General features: G+C 37.5%; 11 protein-coding genes. 2 read left to right on the top strand and 9 right to left on the bottom strand.

All coding sequences use genetic code 11. The features are described from left to right. Window positions 1-153 precede the first annotated feature (153 nt). Window positions 154-1,590 (bottom strand): NCS2 family permease, encoded by a 1,437-nt coding sequence (locus tag IGK91_RS04165; protein WP_010738120.1) that lies wholly within the window; start codon window positions 1,588-1,590, stop codon window positions 154-156. A gap of 310 nt (window positions 1,591-1,900) precedes the next feature. Between IGK91_RS04165 and IGK91_RS04160 the strand changes: the two genes are divergently transcribed. After that, window positions 1,901-2,710 (top strand): Cof-type HAD-IIB family hydrolase, encoded by an 810-nt coding sequence (locus IGK91_RS04160; RefSeq protein WP_309597265.1) that lies wholly within the window; start codon window positions 1,901-1,903, stop codon window positions 2,708-2,710. Between the two features lie 71 nt (window positions 2,711-2,781). Here IGK91_RS04160 and IGK91_RS04155 read toward each other — a convergent pair whose 3' ends face one another. From IGK91_RS04155 to IGK91_RS04130, 6 genes are all read right to left on the bottom strand, one after another. After that, window positions 2,782-4,935, bottom strand: coding sequence for a peptidoglycan D,D-transpeptidase FtsI family protein (locus IGK91_RS04155; protein ID WP_181934225.1), 2,154 nt, complete (start codon window positions 4,933-4,935; stop codon window positions 2,782-2,784). A gap of 259 nt (window positions 4,936-5,194) precedes the next feature. After that, window positions 5,195-6,043, bottom strand: coding sequence for a MurR/RpiR family transcriptional regulator (locus tag IGK91_RS04150; RefSeq protein WP_010719648.1), 849 nt, complete (start codon window positions 6,041-6,043; stop codon window positions 5,195-5,197). A 361-nt stretch (window positions 6,044-6,404) separates the two neighbouring features. After that, window positions 6,405-6,902 carry a hypothetical protein gene (locus IGK91_RS04145; protein WP_135982564.1) on the bottom strand — a complete coding sequence of 166 codons (498 nt, stop codon included), beginning with the start codon at window positions 6,900-6,902 and terminating at the stop codon, window positions 6,405-6,407. 630 nt (window positions 6,903-7,532) lie between these two features. Continuing rightward, window positions 7,533-9,473 (bottom strand): threonine--tRNA ligase, encoded by a 1,941-nt coding sequence (gene thrS, locus IGK91_RS04140; protein ID WP_010738124.1) that lies wholly within the window; start codon window positions 9,471-9,473, stop codon window positions 7,533-7,535. 326 nt (window positions 9,474-9,799) lie between these two features. After that, a complete protein-coding gene (locus IGK91_RS04135; protein ID WP_002287649.1) occupies window positions 9,800-9,979 on the bottom strand; it encodes a 2-hydroxymuconate tautomerase in 180 nt (59 codons plus the stop codon). Between the two features lie 113 nt (window positions 9,980-10,092). Next, window positions 10,093-11,886 carry a heavy metal translocating P-type ATPase gene (locus IGK91_RS04130; RefSeq protein ID WP_010719651.1) on the bottom strand — a complete coding sequence of 598 codons (1,794 nt, stop codon included), beginning with the start codon at window positions 11,884-11,886 and terminating at the stop codon, window positions 10,093-10,095. Window positions 11,887-12,084: 198 nt separating this feature from the next. Between IGK91_RS04130 and helD the strand changes: the two genes are divergently transcribed. After that, complete coding sequence (gene helD, locus IGK91_RS04125) at window positions 12,085-14,364, top strand: RNA polymerase recycling motor HelD (protein WP_181934224.1); 2,280 nt, start codon at window positions 12,085-12,087, stop codon at window positions 14,362-14,364. A gap of 111 nt (window positions 14,365-14,475) precedes the next feature. On the opposite strand, the gene IGK91_RS04120 is transcribed toward helD, so the two are convergent. Next, complete coding sequence (locus IGK91_RS04120; protein WP_010719653.1) at window positions 14,476-15,114, bottom strand: hypothetical protein; 639 nt, start codon at window positions 15,112-15,114, stop codon at window positions 14,476-14,478. Between the two features lie 295 nt (window positions 15,115-15,409). Beyond that, a complete protein-coding gene (locus IGK91_RS04115; RefSeq protein WP_010719654.1) occupies window positions 15,410-16,129 on the bottom strand; it encodes a YebC/PmpR family DNA-binding transcriptional regulator in 720 nt (239 codons plus the stop codon). Between the last annotated feature and the right edge of the window lie 34 nt (window positions 16,130-16,163).

Genomic DNA, 16,163 nt, shown 5'->3' with positions numbered 1-16,163 from the left:
CTACTTTTTTCGAATCATTCAAATGGTGATGGCAAAAAGCGTTTTTTCTTATTAAATTTGTGCTACTTTTTATTGTAAACTTACTCATGTTGCTGTTTCCTGACTTTTCAGCTGGTTCTTTAAGAAAATAGTTCAGCTACCAGTTAGGCTGGTTTACATCGTTGCTAAAATAATAAAGTTAAGGATAAACAAGACCACAACGATCCATAATGGGATTGAAATTTCTTTGAATTTCCCTTTGATTACTTTGACGATCGTGTAAAAAATGAAGCCGACAGCAATCCCATAAGAGATGCTATAGCATAATCCCATAAAGATTGAAGCAAAGAATGCTGGTAGTGCTTCTTCCAGGTCAAGCCAATTGATATCTGTGAATGAAGCCATCATCATCACACCAACTAAAATCAATGCAGGTGCAGTTGCTTGAGTTGGAACGATAGAAATCAATGGTGAAAAGAAACTACTTAATGCAAATAAGACTGCAACCACTACTGAGGTCAAACCTGTTCGTCCACCAGCACCGATACCTGCAGCAGATTCTACATAAGTCGTCGTATTTGATGTCCCAAAGATTGCTCCTACAGATGTCGCAATGGCATCGGCAAAGAGCGCTTTATCCATTTTTGTCTTGAAACCTTTGCCATCTTCTAATGCTTCTTCATCTTCTTTTGAGAAGATCCCCGTACGGCGACCTGTTCCAATGAACGTCCCAATCGTATCAAATGTATCCGATAAACTAAACGCAATGATTGTCATGATTACTTGTGGAATCTTTGAAGAATCACTAAATAATGATTGCATCCCCTCTGGTCCAAAAGCAGCACCAAAAGTCGTGCCTAATTCTTTGAATGAACTTCCTAATGAATTGGCTTGCCAATCAATCGTACTTAAATCAACAACCCCCATCATAATCCCTAAGATAGTGGTTGCCACGATCCCGATCAACATCGCACCACGAACATTTTTTACCACCAGGATCGCTGTTAAAATCAAACCGATCACAGCTAATAAAATCGGTGCATTATTGAAGTTGGCTAAAGCTGGAACGATCCCACCATTGATTGTGACATTCGTTGCCTTGCCTCCGTCAACCACCGAACTAGTGATTGCTGACTGATCAGCTGAAAAAGAGAGAAATCCTGCATTTTTAATTCCAACATAAGCGACAAAGATCCCGATCCCGCCTCCAATCGCATGTTGTAGACTTTCAGGAATGGAATGAATGATCAATTTTCGTATTTTGGTCACAGTAATAAAAATGTTGACCATCCCACAAATAAAGACCATCGCTAAAGCTTGTTGCCAAGAATAACCTAATCCAAAAACTACTGTAAAAGTAAAAAAGGCATTTAATCCCATTCCAGGTGCTTGCGCATACGGTACATTTGCAAACAACCCCATTACCAAAGTACCAATGATCGAAGCGATGATTGTTGCTAAGAACACTGCCTGAAAAGGCATCCCTGATGCTGACAAAATGGTTGGATTTACAAATAAGATATAACTCATTGCAAAGAATGTCGTAACCCCAGCCATGATTTCTGTTGGTACATTTGTCTTATTTTTCTTTAATTGGAAAAACTTTTCCATAAAAAATTTCCACTCCCTGAATTTTTTTGACGTAAAATCAAATAATAAAATAAAATAAGTCAACTATTCCGTTTAAGTCGAACAATTATTGATTATAATTATAATTCGTTCGCTTTTCAATAAAATCATTAAAAAAAGCAACAAAAAAATGCTTAATGTTCGTGTTTTACCTTATAAATGGTTATTGAACAAAATGTATCCGTTCTCTTTAATTTAAAAAAGACTTCTTTTCCCCTTACATTTGCACCTTGTTAAAAAAAATATATGTGCTAGACTGAAACACATACTAGCATTGAAAGGAATGACATTTTTGAATAGAAAGCTCATTGCCATTGATTTAGACGGAACAACTTTAAATCCCGATTCAATCATTACTTCAAAAACTGAAGAAACATTAAAAAAAGCGATTAACGCTGGTCACCATGTCAGTATTGCTACTGGGCGCCCCTTCCGAATGAGTTATCACTATTATCAGCAATTAGGATTGTCTACACCGATGGTCAACTTTAACGGTGCTTTAGTACATATCCCTAATCAATATTGGGCTCATGAAAAAGAAACCTCGATCGATAAACGCATCGTATTCGAGATTTTAGCTCAAAAACGCCAATTGAATTTAGATTTCATTGCTGCAGAAAATCGTGAAACTTATTTTATTGACAGCTTTGATTTTTTTGATGAAAAAATTTTTGCTGCATCAAATCCTAGCCCTCAAAATTTATTATCGCCTAAAAATCTGACAACTGATCCAACCTCTTTACTGGTTCGAACAGAAAAATGCTGTGCTGAACAAGTTTCAGCTGAATTAACCCGTCAATTCGGTAATTTTGTTGATGTTCGTACTTGGGGAGGACCAATGGCTATTTTAGAAATCGTTTCTAAAGGAATTGAAAAAGCCAAAGGCGTTCATCGCATTGCCAATTACCTTGATATCGATCAAAAAGATGTCATTGCTTTTGGTGACGAACATAACGATTTGGAACTATTAGAATATGCTGGCTGGGGAGTTGCAATGAAAAATGGTACCGATCAATTAAAAGGCGTTGCTAACGATGTCACTGAACACACCAACCAAGAAGATGGCTTAGCTACGTATCTAGAAGACTTATTAGCCCTTTAAAATCAAAAAAGACCGTTCCAGAGAAAACAAATTGTATTTCTCTGGAACGGTCTTTTTAGTTGTTGGTCTTTTTATTTTTCCATGAACATATCGTAGTAAGTGTCCATGATTTCTTTTGCAATGACTAGATTCATATGATCTTTTTCATCTAATAAGTTCGGTAGAACGACACTAATTGCAATTTGTGGGTTATCACTCGGACCATAGGCCACGATATTACTATTTACTGTGGTAATATCTGGATGACCTTCAGCTACAGTTTCGGCTGTACCAGTCTTAGCAGACAAATCCATTTTTGCACTAGCTAAAGGTTTAGCTGTCGTATACGCATCTGTTCCATGAACAACTTGATGGAATCCTTCACGAAGGATCGACATATCTGCTGGAGAAATATCAACGGTATCTTCGACTTTTGTTTCCAGCTCTTTTTTCACCGGACCAAGGTTCCCATTTTCATCATTTCCATAGATTCCCTTGACTAAACGAGGTTGGATTCTCTTACCACCATTGGCTACAGTTGAAGCATACTGCGCTAATTGGATCGGTGTATAGGTATCAAACTGACCAAAAGCTAAGTCAGTAAAGTTACCTGGTGTGTACCATTGAGCACCATTATCTGCATTAAATTTCTTCATAAAATCAACAGAACGAGAAATCCCTGGTGATTCATTTGGTAGATCAATCCCAGTTTTTGTTCCTAAACCAAACTGTTTGAACGCTTTACGTAATTCTTCATAGGCTTTTGACTCTTCATTTAGTGAAGGAAGTCCCATATTTGGTGTATATTCCAATCCCAGCATTTTCAACGCAACTTTGATCATATACGTATTCGATGATAGTTCAAGTGCTTTGACTGCATTGATTGCAATACGCCCGCTTCGATTAAAGACCGAACTCTTTTCAGAAGAGCCTTGTAATTTGATTGGCTCATCGACTAACACTTGGTTACCTGAGATCACATTCGTTTGCCAACCAGCAGTTAACGTACCTGCTTTGACTACTGACCCTGGTGTAAAGGCACTAGTAATATTCCCCAAAGCATTTTCTGTCAACTCTTTGGACCCTTCTTGGTGGCTAAATCCTGTCATAGCCAATATCTCACCGGTTTGTGGATTCATCGCTACTGCATACGCCCCTGGCGAATAAGTTGCTTTTCCACTATCCACTAATTTTTGGTAGTTTGTCTTTAAGATATTTTCGACTTTGGCTTGGAAATCAGCGTTAAGAGACAACATGAGGTTGGACCCTTTTTCACCAGCAAAGATTTCTTTTTGATTCGTTACATTCCCATTACTATCGAGGGTTACTTCATATTGGGTTTTTGTTCCTTGTAAAACATCTTCATATTGCTTTTCAAGGTAACTTTGTCCCACACGATCATTACGAGAATAGCCTTTAGCTAAGTATTCATCTACTTCATCAGCTGGTAAACCTTGTTTTTCTGTTGTCACACTACCTAAAATACTTTTGATTGAGTCAGCAGCCGTGTATTGACGTGTCCAGTCGGTTCCTGTGGATACTCCAGGTAGTTCTGAAGCATGTTCGGAAACAACCGCTAATTCTTGATCAGTCACACCTGAATTTTTGATAAATACCGTGTTCAACTCATACGCGCTATTCATGCGTTTAAAAATTGTCGCGATTTTTAATTGTTCTTCATTGAAGTTGATTTCACTATCAGTTACTTTGTCAACTAACGCTTTGTATTGATCGCTGGAATCAAGTTGTTTTTCCTTTGCTGTTAAGCGTTCCGTTGCTTCTTTCAAATGCTTAGGATCAGCTAACCAAAAGTCTTTTTTATCTCGTTCAGTTAAATTTTCATCAACTGGCACATTGATTAATTGATTTAGTCTTGTCGCTACTTTAAGCAGATCCTCTGCCGTCATTTTTGTTCCTCTGGTGAAAGTAATTGCTTGATTCGCTTGGTTCGTCACCAATGGTTTACCTGTCGAATCGTAAATCATCCCCCTCGGAGAACTGGTTTGGATCGTTAGCGTCGATGATGATTTCACTTTGGCTTCCATTGCTTCGCCATTAACGATTTGTAGATAACCTAATCGTGCAATCAATGCGACGAATAATGTAAATATGATGAAAAAAAGAAAATTCAACCGAAAAGGGACATGGGAACGTCGAAATGTTTTGTTTTTCGGCTCTTGTGCACCTTTTTTCAATTTATCCATCCATGAATTGTTTAATAGTTTTTTCATAAACTCTCTCATCATTCCTATCTTTTTCCTACTTACTGTTATGTTTCATTGTACCTAAATTTCTTGAAATAAAAAAGAAGAAACGAAAATCACTAATAAATTCTTTAACTTATTTCAAGTTGATATTCTTTTTTTGTTTCACAGGATAAAATCGTGTCAAGTTTTCAAACAATTCAAACCTTTAAAAAATAAAGTTTTTTATTTAATTTATCATTTTCTTATCGTGAAACACAACAAATGATATTTTTACTGTGGAAAACTTTTTATAATGCTCTTACCGTTTTGAACCAAAGTATCCTTTAATTACTTGTCTGGTTTCACGAACTTTTTCCTTCAACTGTTCATTCTTTGTCATATATAAATAAAAAATAATATCGATAGTAACAAACTGAGCCAGCAAAGAATTTGTAGCAGCGCTTCGATTGGTAATTTCCTTTGGACGTGAGGTTTGTACAACAACATCCGCCAACTTACTTAAAGGATTATTTCCAAATTGCGTTAAAGCAATTACCTCAATGCCTAAATCTTTTGCGATTTCTCCAACTGCTACGACATCCGCGCTACTACCAGAATTGGAGACTAACCATAATACTTTTTTGGTTTCATTGCTTACTAATTGAGGAAGTAAAACATGGATATCTTTTTCAAAAATAATGGGTTTGCCTACTCTAGACCATTTTTGCAAAATGTCTTCCACCACTAAAGATGAAGCGCCCACGCCATATAAAAAGACTGTTTCAGCACTTTCCAGGGTCTCAACCACTTCTTGAATTTTTTCTTCATTTAAAATGTCCACCGTTTCTTTGATTGCCACTTGCGCATTATTTCCCAAAATGTGTTTGATCGAATAAAATGATTCGTTTGGGTGAATATCACTGAAGCCTTCAACGATACCGGTTTGTAACTCGGTCGAAATATTTATTTTGAAGTCAGTCAAACTTTGAAACCCAATTTTTTTGGAAAATCGGACAACTGTGGGCGCACTTAACCCAGCAGCTTCTGCTAACTCGTTCGCAGTCATCGTGGGAATTTTTTCTACATTTTTGATGATATAATCAGCGAGCTTTTTTTCAGTTGAAGAATACTCCTCCATCATGCTCTCAATACGGCTAATAACGCTCATTTGTCTCACTTCCTTTTTCTCTTCCAGTCTAGCTAAGTATACCATATCCCACTAATAAGATCGTGACGTCTGACAAGAAATTTTGTCATCATCTGTAAATAAATGTTGGAGAAAAAGTATGAAGCTAAAAAATAATTGATGAGGTTCGGCTACAGCAATAGAGCCCAAGGCAAGCCTTGGACTCTTAGATAAAAGATTAATTTTTCAAGAAGAATGGACGATTGCAGCTCCTGGTTATCCTATCATTCATATGATAGTTGCACTCTTTATCATGAAAATTTTGTTGTCTCACGTTGAATACTCTTGATAGAAGTCACGAGTATTGAACTCCAATTTATAAATTGATGTCATGAAATAACTTTTAGAGTTGGTGTTCCGCATGTGCTGCTCCTAATTGATTCCTAGAAGTTGAGAAGTTCATAGCATTTTGGATTTTCTCACTTATTCGTGCTAGTCTTTCTTCTTTAGTATTCTCGAATGGTTGTATTGATCGACTGAAAAGTTGTTCTGGCATATCATTTCTATTTGTCGATCTTGCTAATATTTGTTCCATTGTTAACAACACTTGTTTTTCTTCATATTTTTCTTGCTGTATTTTTTCTACTACTATTTTATTTAGGTCTTGATTCCTCATTTTTTGGCTATTGGAATATAACAGTCGGTTGAAAAACTGCTTAAACAAATTTTTTCTGAGACCAAGTTTAGTCTGCTCTTCATTTCTTTGTTTCATTTTGATTTTCGTTATAGGTAAAATATTCTCCATTTCAGTCTTAGCACGAGGAGCTATTTCGATTTGATTCGTAAAATTACTTTTATGAGGAATCAAAGTTGTTTTGAACGCACGAATTTTTGTTGCCATTCTTTTCCGATCGTTTCTTATGTAACTGATCATTTTTATTCTGAAAGAGCGGTCAAGTTTATGGATTTCCTGGTAAGTATTATTCAGTACTTTCTCAAGCGTAGAAAAATCTCGCCTAATCAATTCCAACATTCGTTTAGCGGGACCAACGGACTTCGAATTTTTTTGATTCGTGGATTTATGTTGACTCCTTTGTTTAATCGCATGTTCAATTTTTACGATTAAATTTACTGCTAAGTTCTTTTTTTATGATTGGCTTGTTTTGACTGCATTTCGTTTGTTTGCTCGCTTAACTCATTTTGAGCTACGTTATTTCCTTTTTTATTTAGCCTTTTATTTGTAAAAAAAGTTCCTATTTTCAACCCTCCTTTTTTCCTTTTCAACCTAATAATAGCATAAGATGAAAGGCTTGCTTATTCATCTTTTCGTAATTTCAGAAAAAAAGATTCTCATTATCGCTTTGTTGTTTCAAATTGCACGCTTTAGCTTTAACTCTTAAAAAGATATGGGAGAAGCGTAACAATCCGCTTAGTAAAAAACCGATGGTATCAAAAATCGTTTTCGATTTTCGACACCATCGGTTTGATCTTACATTCTAGGGTAGTCAGGTCACTTTTTCGACTATTGAAATTAACCTTGTCTACTATAATTTTGGACTTCAGCAACCATCGCATCAACGAACATGTTGAGATCTTCTACTGAAGTTTCTTTGCTTCCATATCGGCGAATATTGACCGTTGCATCAGCTACTTCTTTATCACCAACGACTAGTTGATATGGTATTTTTTGTGTTTGTGATGCACGAATCTTATAACCCATTTTTTCATTGCGGTCATCTACTTCAACACGTAGACCTTTCATTTGTAGACGTTCCTTGATTTCATAAGCATAGTCACTATGCGCTTCAACTGAAACAGGAATGATTGTTGCTTGGATTGGTGCTAACCAAGTTGGGAAAGCTCCTTTGTAAACTTCAGTTAAATAAGCAACAAAACGTTCCATCGTTGAAACGATCCCACGGTGGATAACTACTGGACGATGTGTATTTTCGCCATCTTCACCAACATAAGTTAAATCAAAGCGTTCTGGAAGCAAGAAGTCTAATTGGATCGTTGATAATGTTTCTTCTGTTCCTAAAGCTGTTTTGACCTGAACATCCAATTTTGGACCATAGAAAGCAGCTTCTCCTTCTGCTTCGAAGTAATCCAATTCCAATTCATCCATTGCGGCTTTTAACATCACTTGCGCTTTTTCCCACATAGCATCATCATCAAAATATTTATCCGTGTTGTTCGGATCGCGATAGCTCAAACGGAAACGATAGTCTGTAATATTGAAGTCAGCGTAAACTGCGACCATCAATTCCAACGTACGTTTAAACTCATCTTTGATTTGATCAGGACGTACAAAGGTATGCCCATCGTTCAATGTCATTTCACGAACACGCTGTAAACCTGATAGCGCACCTGATTTTTCGTAACGGTGCATCATGCCTAGTTCAGCGATACGGATTGGTAATTCGCGGTAGGAATGGATCGCATTTTTATAGACCATCATATGATGCGGACAGTTCATCGGACGAAGAACTAACATTTCACCATCACCCATATCCATTGGTGGGAACATGTCTTCTTGGTAATGATCCCAGTGACCTGATGTTTTATACAATTCTACATCTCCCATGATTGGTGTGTAGACATGTTGGTAACCTAAGCTGATTTCTTTATCAACGATATAACGTTCAATTGTTCGACGAATCGTTGCACCTTTAGGTAACCAGAATGGTAAGCCTGAGCCAACTTGTGGTGATACCATAAATAGATCTAGTTCTTTTCCTAATTTACGGTGGTCTCTTTCTTTTGCTTCTTCACGTAGACGAATAAATTCTTTTAAGTCTTTTTTATCAAAGAATGCTGTCCCATAGACACGTTGCATCATTTGATTGTTTGAATTTCCACGCCAGTAAGCTCCAGCTACAGATAATAGTTTGAAGACTTGGATACGACCGGTTGATGGGACATGTGGTCCACGGCATAAATCAATAAATTCTCCTTGTTGATAAGCAGTGATTACTTCCTCATCTGGTAATTCACTGATCAATTCTACTTTATAAGGATCACTTGCAAAGATTTCCAGAGCTTCTTCTTTAGAAAGAACTTTACGTTCGATCGGTAAGTTTTCTTTCACGATTTTCATCATTTCTGCTTCGATTGCTGGAAGATCTTCGGCACTGATTTGGTTTTCACCGTTGTCTGTGTCATAGTAAAATCCTGAATCGATTGCTGGTCCGACACCGAAATGGATATTTGGGTACAAGCGTCTCATAGCTTGTGCCATCAAATGTGCGGTTGAGTGACGTACCAATGCTAATGCATCTTCGTGGTCAGGTGTAACGATCTCGATTGATGCATCTTCTTCGATGCCACGATTCAAGTCAATCAATTGACCGTTCACTTTACCGGCTAATGCTTTTTTAGCTAAACTTTTGGAAATACTTGCAGCAATCTCAGCAGTCGTGATTCCCGCATCAAACTCTTTCACTGCGCCATCTGGAAAAGTAATTTTTATCATTAAAATAGCCTCCTTTGATTTTTTGATTGAATGAGTTGACACCAATAAAAAAGTCCCAGCACCTCATAAAAGAGATACTAGGACGAAAGATTCGTGGTTCCACCTAATTTCGAACGTTTACACGTTCCTTGAGCGTTATAACGGTACGACCGCCTTTGTTTCAACAAAGGTTTCGAAAGTGGTCATCCTTTGGTTTTCTTCTGGAAAAGTTTCAGCCTGGCTTTTCCTCTCTTATCGAAGACTCTCAAATTCAGTTGTCTTTCTCATCAATCAACTATGTGTTTATTTAACCACTAATAAAAAGAAAAATCAAGTGTGGGTGTGACTTATTTTTTCCATTCACCATTTACACCATAAGTGCCTTTTTTCATTTCATTGATAATCACATGGATATGTTCTTTTGGTGCTTGGGTATTTTTATGAACAGCTTCTGTAATATCTTTCATCATATTTTCTAATTGTTCTGGACTACGTCCTTCAACTAGTTCTACGTGTACAAATGGCATTGTCTCGTCTCCTTTTAATGATTGCTATCTTAAATGTAAGTGGTCTTTTCAACCCTTCTTCTATGCTATGATCATACCGCAAAAAAAGCAAAGAGAAAAGGTCTTTTCTGATGTTACGTGTGGGATCGCTCATTTTTAGCCCGCAACGCACTTAAAATCGAAACAGTGTCTACCACTTCTTGGAGAACCGCTCCAAACAAAGCGGGGATTACACCCGTACTAGCAACCAGCATTAAAAAAACACAAATAAAAATACCGATTAAAACAGATTGTTTCGCTACTTTCATCGTATCTCTGGAAATCGTTATAGCAGTAGCAACTTTTGTCAAATCATCTTTTAGTATCACCGCATCAGCACTTTCGCTAGCTGCCGTTGATCCGTGTGCGCCCATGGCTATTCCAACATCTGCGATCGTCAAAGCTGGAGCATCGTTGACCCCATCGCCCACCATCGTTACGGGACGTTCACTTTCGGGAATACTCTCAAGGATATTCAATTTGTCCTGCGGCAAACAACGAGCATGAACAGCCGTGAGCCCAACCTCCTTTGCAATTGATTCAGCGATAGCCGGTCCATCCCCTGTGATCATCATCAAATCCGCTACACCCATTGTTTTCAATTGTTCAATCGTTGCTTGTGCTTCTGGACGCAGCACGTCTGAAAATAAGATCGTACCCGAAAAATGGTCATCAATTGCAACATAGATAGCTGTTTTAGTAGATTGGCTTTCTTTGGCACCGACAAATGAAGCTCTGCCAACTTTAACGAAATGTCCATCTACTCTAGCTTGTATTCCTTGCCCCGTGATCTCTTTTAATTCATTCACTGGCAATAACTTTTCGTTATCGACTTCATGGACTAGTGATCGGGCTAAGATATGACTTGATTCTTGTTCAGCACTTGCCGCATAGACCAAGAGCGTTTCTGATGTTACACCAGCTTCTGGATGAATACTTGCTACTTCGAGGACCCCTTTAGTGATGGTACCCGTTTTATCAAATGCAACTGTCTTGGTTCGTGCTAATTTTTCCACAGCAGTTCCTGTTTTGATGACGATTCCGTTTTTACTTGAACGACTCATTCCAGCCACTAAAGCAATCGGTGCAGCTAAAATCAAAGGACAAGGTGAAGCAACAACGAGAACTTCTGCGAAACGAACAGGATTCTTCGTGACCCACCAGGAAATACCTCCGATTAAATAAGCGATCAATGTAAAAGGCACCGCATAGCGATCCGCTAAGCGAACAAAATGAGCTGGTTTTTCTTTTGATTCTTCGACCAATTTAATAATTTGTTGGTATTGACTATCAGCTGCTCTTCTTTCAACGATCATTTGAACGGAACCGTCCCCATTGACTGAGCCAGACATCAGTTCATCGCCTGCTTTTTTTAATACAAGTTTGGCTTCACCCGTTAATGAAGACTCATCAAATTGCGACTCACCTTTCACTACCTTTCCGTCTACGGGCACTAATTCTCCTGGTTTCACCACTAATAAATCATTGATCTCAACAGCTTCTACTGGAATATCTTTCAATTGGTCATTCATCAATTGATGCGCTGTGCGTGGTGTATTGTCCAATAACGTTTGCAATTCTCGACTAGCTTTTTTATTGGCATAGTCTTCCAAACTGTCTCCGCCAGTCAACATGATCAGGATCATCAAACTAGCCCAGTACTCTCCTACCACTAATGTCGCAACAATCGCTGTAATAGCAAGAATGTCCACACCATATTTACCTGAACGTAATGTTTTAATCATCTCAATAAACATAAAGAAAGCCAAAATACCACCCGTGATCGCGATAATCAGAAATGCAAGTGTGGGTCGTTTAAAAATAAATTCGCAAATAAGTGCCGTCATTCCTATCAAAACGGTGATTGAAAACTTTTTAAAATGTGTCATATTGTTCACTCCCTACAATTTTAGGATACTGACTTAGAACTAGAATGAAAACTATTTACACTTAACTGAAAACAACTCTCACTCTCATTGATTTTCTTCTTTCACTTTCCTTCAAACAAATAGTCAAAGATACCTTTTTCTCACTTTTTGTGCTATACTTTTAATTCGTTATTTACGGCGGAAGGAGTAATATACGCAATGAATGAAAGACAACTAGAACAACAACACGTGGATGAAACCATTCAGTTGATCCAGCTTGAACAAAAGCTATTAAACACTAAACAACAATCTCTTACCCAAGAGATGCAAGATTCTACGAAAGACACCGCCAGCCATAAAATCAGAGGTGGGTCTAATGAATCCTTTTATGAATCAGCTGTCGAATACCGCCAACATGAGCAAGAATTGCTTTTAAAATACCATACGCTTGAATCGCAGCAAAAAAGGCTCCAAACGTTAACAGTTATGGAAGACAACCCTTACTTTGCCCGAATCGATTTTAAAGAAGAAACAGATGCAGAGACACTTTATCTAGGAATCGCTTCTTTAAGAGATCTCTCTGAAGAAACAATCGTAATCGACTGGCGTGCCCCAATTGCTAACCTTTATTACGAAGGGGAAATTGGACCAGCCTTCTATGAAACAGATACTGAAAAAATCAATGTTGAATTACTGCTGAAACGTCAGTTTAAAATCTTAGACGGAAAAATTATTTCGATGGTGGATACTTCTGAAGTGATCAACGATGATTTCTTACTAGAGATCCTAGACGATGCCTCAAGTGCGCATATGAAAAATATCGTCTCTACGATCCAAAAAGCCCAAAATGCCATTATTCGTGATACAACAAGTCAAGTGATGTTGATCGAAGGAATCGCTGGTAGTGGAAAAACATCCGCTTTATTACAACGGATCGCCTTTTTACTTTATCACAATCGAAAATGGTTAGATGCCGAGAACGTTTTACTTTTTTCTCCTAATCATCTTTTCTCTGACTATATTTCGACTGTTTTGCCTTCTTTAGGTGAAAGTGGTGTACCTACGCAAACCTTCAAGTCTTATTTGGAACAGTTATTACCTGAATTTTCATTGTTAGAAGAAGAGCAACAAGAAGTTGGTTTTTTATCTGGAGACAAGGACCCGATCCAAACCTTCAAAAGCGGTCTTCAACTAATCCATCAGATTGATCGTTATATCGATCATATTACTGGTTTTGGTCCCTTGTTTAGAGATATGAAAATTAACGGTCGGACGATTTTAGCAAAAGAATCGATCCGCAAATGGTATCAAGAAACCAATGAACTCTTACCGTTACATCAACGTCTCTCCTTGTTGCAAACAAAATTATTAAAAAAATTGGGTGGACTCCAAAAAGATGAGATGCGTCAAAAATGGGTCAAAGAATTAGCAGAAGAACAATTGCAAGACTTATATGCGAATGATCCGAATCTTGAGTATACGGAGCAAAAAGAACAGTCTTTACGGAAAAAACTAGCGAATCAAATCGTGAAGAAAAGATTTCGTCGAATCTACCGCAGAATCAATCAGTTTCAATTTGTCAATTTGACCAAACAATACCTTCACTTTTTACAAACCGTACCTCAGGCGCTGTTGGCTAAAAATGACATTAGCGCAACGATGTGGAACGATCATTCAGCCTTATTAAAAGAGAAGCTTCGTCAACGAGAACTACGACAAGAAGATGCAGTATTATTCTTCTTGCTGATGCGTCGCATCCATCCAGTGTCTGTGATGCAAAAAGCTCGCTATATCTTTATCGATGAAATGCAAGATTTCGCTCCCGCTCAGGTAGCTCTTTTACAAGCGATCTATCCAAAAGCTAATCTCACTTTTTGTGGTGATCTAAATCAAAATGTTTTCGGCAATGAAACGATTACTGGCTCTTTGGATCAACTATTTAAAGACCAAGAAATCACACACTTCCAGTTAACGACCAGCTATCGTTCAACAAAAGAGATCACGGATTTTGCGAATCATTTTCTTACTGAGGAAAATCAAGTAGAAACGACGGCTCGCAAAGGTACGCTTCCTTCTATCGTGAAAGGTTCCTCCTTAGAAGAACGATTAAATTGGTTAAAAACTACGCTTGAAACGACTCAAGAAAATACCCGTTACTGGCGTACCGCAATCATTGGTAAAACACAGACTGAGTGTGAACAACTCTATGAACAGTTGCCCGAATACTTAAAAGATCGTGTCCAATTGATTTCTGATGAAACAGATTTTATGAAACGACAAATCGTCCTACTACCAGCATTCTTGGCAAAAGGGCTCGAGTTTGATCGCGTTTTCTTATGGGGCATCGATGATACAAACTTTGCCACTGACCAAGATCAATTAGTTCTTTACACCATGTGTACAAGAGCCATGCACGAACTCGTTTTAGTTACTTCTGAATCTGAAAGTCCTTTGATTGAATCCATGGACCCAGCGTTATATACCACTATCAATATATAAAAATAAAGGGTTGTGACAAAATTTTTGTCACAGCCCTTTATTCTTAATAAACGGTGTTAAAGAAGTAGCTTCAAAAATAAGAAGCTAACCACTTAGTCACAACCTCGCCTTTTAAACAAATGATTCAGTATCTGGATACTTTAATTTAACTAATGAAATAATCATTCGCAATTCTTCTATATTTTCAGGATACTCAGGATCAAAGACTTTACTATGACGCCCAATCCCCCCGTTATCTATCAGCCGATAAATTCGATTCCAATCAATAAACTGTTCGATTGATCGGAAGTTACTGATCGGATAGCCTCCACTATCAAGGATTTCTGATAAACGAAAAGCTAGATAAGCACTGTCGATCACTTTTACTTTTTTAGAATCATATTTTTCATTTTTTTCAATTAAGATTTTTGTTGGTTGATGTTTTAAGCTCCATTCTAACAAACGAAAGAAAGCTTCCATACGATAATTTTCTTCAAATAATCGAAAGGTTGAATCTGAACGTCTAAAAAGTAAAGGGATTAAATAATTTCTTTTGTAAATCAACATGGGGACGCGATCAACCATACATTCCAAATAGCGATTAAGGTAACCAGTACCTACGTAATTTCCTAAACGATAACCTTCTACACCATAATGGGCATATTTTTTTGCTAATTTTGAACAGTCTGTGATATTCACAGCTAACTCTTCGATCTTTTGGTAACCGCTTAAAATACGTTCAAAAGGCTCTAAACTAATTTTTGCTTCCATAAAATTTCCCCGCCTACATCCACATTCCTATGTATCATTTTTCCAATAATACGTCTATATCAATAATAACACAGGACGAAACAGAATAAAAAATAAAACATACGAAAAAAAGATAAAATCATTGATTCGTCATAAACTACTGTTTTTTCAGAACGAATGATCTTCTTTTAAGCGTAAAAAAATAGTCTGAGAGACGAATCGTCCCAGACTATTAGCAGGTGTAAAAACGAAAAACGGATAAATCGCAAGTCGGAAGCTATCCGATGCTTTCACAACCTTCATTCGTTTTTATCGTTTAGTCTTCCAATGCTACATTATGGAAAACATGTTGAACATCTTCCAATTCTTCCAACGCATCAATCATTTTTTCAAATGTTTCTTGGTCTTCTGGTGAAAGTGTCACTTCATTTTGAGGAATCATTTGGATCTCAGCAATTGAAAAATCAGTGATTCCTTTTTCTTTCAATGCTTCTTGGATACTGTGGAAGTCAGCAACTTCACCATAAACGATGATTTGTCCATCTTCTTCCATGACATCACGTACATCAATCTCTTTATCCATCAAATATTCAAGGATCTCATCTGCATCATCGCCAGCAAAACCAAAAATCGCTGTATTGTCGAACATGTAAGAAACAGCTCCAGAAACACCCATATTTCCGCCGTTTTTACCAAAAGCAGCACGTACATCAGCAGCTGTACGGTTCACGTTGTTTGTTAAGGTATCAACGATGACCATTGAGCCATTTGGTCCGAATCCCTCATAACGTAATTCAGAATAAGTTTCATCTCCCGCACCTTTTGCTTTTTCAATTGCACGGTCAATAATATGTTTAGGTACATTATAAGTTTTCGCGCGTTCAATGACGAAACGTAGTTTTTGGTTAGCGTGTGGGTCTGGATCACCTGATTTTGCTGCTGCATAGATTTCAATCCCGAATTTTGCATAAACTCGGCTATTATTTGCATCTTTTGCGGTTTTTTTCGCTACGATGTTTGCCCATTTACGTCCCATATTCTCACTTCGCTTTCTAATTTTGATCGTTCAT

It is taken from the genome of Enterococcus sp. DIV1208 (assembly GCF_050530455.1).
In the GTDB taxonomy this organism is placed as follows: Bacteria; Bacillota; Bacilli; order Lactobacillales; family Enterococcaceae; genus Enterococcus_B; species Enterococcus_B hirae.
This window is presented reverse-complemented; position numbering and strand designations above follow the sequence as displayed.

Bases quoted from the DNA above. Each gene is read 5' to 3' on its own strand.
- IGK91_RS04165 (WP_010738120.1), bottom strand. From the start codon at position 1,590: ATGGAAAAGTTTTTCCAATTAAAGAAAAATAAGACAAATGTACCAACA.
- IGK91_RS04155 (WP_181934225.1), bottom strand. From the start codon at position 4,935: ATGATGAGAGAGTTTATGAAAAAACTATTAAACAATTCATGGATGGAT.
- IGK91_RS04150 (WP_010719648.1), bottom strand. From the start codon at position 6,043: ATGAGCGTTATTAGCCGTATTGAGAGCATGATGGAGGAGTATTCTTCA.
- IGK91_RS04145 (WP_135982564.1), bottom strand. From the start codon at position 6,902: ATGGCAACAAAAATTCGTGCGTTCAAAACAACTTTGATTCCTCATAAA.
- thrS (WP_010738124.1), bottom strand. From the start codon at position 9,473: ATGATAAAAATTACTTTTCCAGATGGCGCAGTGAAAGAGTTTGATGCG.
- IGK91_RS04135 (WP_002287649.1), bottom strand. From the start codon at position 9,979: ATGCCATTTGTACACGTAGAACTAGTTGAAGGACGTAGTCCAGAACAA.
- IGK91_RS04130 (WP_010719651.1), bottom strand. From the start codon at position 11,886: ATGACACATTTTAAAAAGTTTTCAATCACCGTTTTGATAGGAATGACG.
- helD (WP_181934224.1), top strand. From the start codon at position 12,085: ATGAATGAAAGACAACTAGAACAACAACACGTGGATGAAACCATTCAG.
- IGK91_RS04120 (WP_010719653.1), bottom strand. From the start codon at position 15,114: ATGGAAGCAAAAATTAGTTTAGAGCCTTTTGAACGTATTTTAAGCGGT.
- IGK91_RS04115 (WP_010719654.1), bottom strand. From the start codon at position 16,129: ATGGGACGTAAATGGGCAAACATCGTAGCGAAAAAAACCGCAAAAGAT.